This window comes from Moorena sp. SIO2C4 (assembly GCF_010672485.1).
Lineage (GTDB): Bacteria > Cyanobacteriota > Cyanobacteriia > Cyanobacteriales > Coleofasciculaceae > Moorena > Moorena producens.
Genome location: NZ_JAAHGN010001105.1, coordinates 1 through 2,424, shown reverse-complemented (window position 1 = coordinate 2,424; position 2,424 = coordinate 1). Strand labels below are relative to the sequence as shown.

2 protein-coding genes and 1 pseudogene are annotated in these 2,424 nt (G+C 43.4%); 1 reads left to right on the top strand and 2 read right to left on the bottom strand.

Annotated features, from left to right (window positions below):
* Both F6K20_RS34275 and F6K20_RS34270 read right to left on the bottom strand, forming a co-directional pair.
* Nucleotides 1-847, bottom strand: an 847-nt coding sequence (locus F6K20_RS34275) for an S-layer homology domain-containing protein (protein WP_287297770.1), incomplete at its 3' end; no start/stop codon positions are given.
* A gap of 370 nt (nucleotides 848-1,217) precedes the next feature.
* A complete protein-coding gene (locus tag F6K20_RS34270) occupies nucleotides 1,218-1,646 on the bottom strand; it encodes a tellurite resistance TerB family protein (protein ID WP_287297768.1) in 429 nt (142 codons plus the stop codon).
* A gap of 322 nt (nucleotides 1,647-1,968) precedes the next feature.
* Here F6K20_RS34270 and aat point away from each other — a divergent pair.
* A pseudogene (aat, locus tag F6K20_RS34265) lies at nucleotides 1,969-2,409 on the top strand (leucyl/phenylalanyl-tRNA--protein transferase); the annotation flags it as partial.
* Nucleotides 2,410-2,424: the final 15 nt, after the last annotated feature.

The following is a 2,424-nucleotide window of genomic DNA, read 5'->3' as shown; positions in this document are numbered from 1 at the left end:
TCTCATCAGCAGTGGTAATGTTTAAATCCACTGTCAGGGTTAGGGGAATAGTTTCCTCTTGGGCGAGCAGAATTTTATCTTTTTTGTACTTAACCGGAATAGAAGTACCTGCAGGAATTGTGAAGGCTACAGGTGCTGGATTGGGATCGATAATGTATTGGGAGCTAATCACTGGGGCTTGTTCTGTTGCCACCAGCGCTTGGTACATAAAAGCTGCAACTTCTGCACGAGTTGCATTCCGAGTCGGATTGAGAAAGGCAACGTTAGGATAATTAACCACCAAACGATTTTCTGTAGCAGCAGCGATGGGAGCACGGGCAAAGTTAGAAATTTGGCTGCCGTCGCGGTAGAAACTGACCAGTTCTGAGGTAGAACCGCTGGAAGAGAAATTCAGTCCATTAGAAAGGGCAACTAAAACTTGTTCACGGGGAATATTTTGTTCAGGTCTAAAGATATTACCAGGGTAACCACTCAGAAATCCGGTTTGGTAGGCTTCCTGAATGGCAGGATTTGCCCAGTAGTTGGAAGCAACATCCACGAAACTGTTGCCACCGCGAATGGCGGGTTTATTGAAATCTTGATTTGCTTTACGCAGCATTGCCGCAAACTGAGCGCGGGTCACTGGTGCATTTGGTCTGAAGGAGCCATCAGGAAATCCGGCAATAATACCGCGCTGGGATAATTCCCCAATAAACTCACTTGCCCAGTAGTTGGATGAAACATCGATAAAGTTAGTGCTTTGGGCAAAGGAGGGAGCAGGTGCGACTAGGGGAGCCATGGTGGTGGCGGTGAGTCCAAGAGCTAAAACAGCAGCAGTTCCTGATTGAAAATGATTTAGGTTAAGCATGGAAGGCATTCTCTTAAATTAATGTGTTCTTAAGTAAATAGAACCAATCAGATGCTAGATGTTCCTAGGTTCAATAAAATTGTTTTTTTTGCTCAAAATAAGCATAAAAAACCAGATTATGCCTGTTTAATAGCAATCATTTCGGCACAATCTGAGTAATTTGACGCTAGTAACATTCCATGAGTTGCCAACCACTTGCCAGATCAAAAATTGTCACATTAGCCCAAGGGGGTGGGGTGACTGGTTGACCGCGTGTGGAGTGTAGTAGGAGAGTGCTCAGGGTGACCCTAGACCTATAGTTGCTGGGTAAGTCCTGAACTTTTCAGGACTGATTACTCAACACTTACCCACTGACCTACTGAGGCAGTAATCAATCAGTAAATTGCTTATTAATCCACCGGCGGTAAATTTTTTGAATTGCTTTGAGTACTTTTTGACTACTCGACTGCTGAGATGGATTGCTGGGGTCGAGTAACTGCAAGCGATTGAGAAGTTTGGCTTCTTCTGTGTCTACCAGCCCATCACTATAAATTAAAGCACTGAGGGCTTCAATCAAGCGCTGATAGTCTTCTGGACTAGGGCGATCGCCTAAATACTGTTCCACCCAACTGTAGCATTCATCTGCTGACACAGCTTTGAGTTCATACAGTAACGGTTTAATCTCTGGGTCGTCAGCAACTCCATATTCCTGGGCGACTTTATACAGATATTCCCGTTCCTCTGCCTGAACTTTACCGTCTATCCAGGCGGCACCGATTAAAATTTTGAGCAACTGTTTGACATTAGAATTTGTAACCATGACTTTATCTCTCCAGTAGGGGGGAACCGAACCAATACAGCACTTGTTGCCAATCAACCTTGAATCATCAACAGCTTGCCATGATTAGGGGAAAAGGGAAAGTGGAAAGGGAAGAGGGGGAAGAGTGGGAAGATTGGGGAGACAGGGGAGAAATTCAGTCAAAAAACTGGGTTTGTTAAAACTAACTTAGTTAGACCTATTAATCTAGGTAATAAAGCCTATTTCTTTGAAGCCCATTTTTTTTTAAGAGAAGTGTGAACCGCTAGTATGTTACGTTTAATTTTACTTAACTAATTTAGTTCTTACTTACACAGTTCTGTTAATGGAAATCGATATTGATTACTTAATTCAAGGGTATGCTCAAGGCTATTTCCTGATGGCAGATGATACTGATAATTTAGGCTGGTACTCAAGCCGAAAACGTGCTATAATTCCTCTGGATGAGCGGTTTCGCTATCCTAAATCTCTGCGTCGTGTCCTAAATCAGGAACGATTTAGTGTCAGCATTAACCGAGACTTTTTAGGGGTAATGAATGGTTGTGCTGACCGTGAAACTACTTGGATTTCTCCAGAACTTAAGGAAATTTATTGGCAATTTTATAAGGCTGGATGGGCCTACAGCTTTGAAACTTGGCAGGGAAATCAGCTAGCAGGAGGAATTTTGGGCATTGTAATTGGTGGAGCGTTTATTGGTGAATCGATGTTTTATCGGATTCCGGAGGGCTCAAAGGTAGCGATGGTTAAGCTAGTAGAACGGTTGCGATGACGCAACCGTTCA

Coding starts and splice junctions, on each gene's coding strand:
- F6K20_RS34270 (WP_287297768.1), bottom strand. CDS start 1,646: ATGGTTACAAATTCTAATGTCAAACAGTTGCTCAAAATTTTAATCGGT.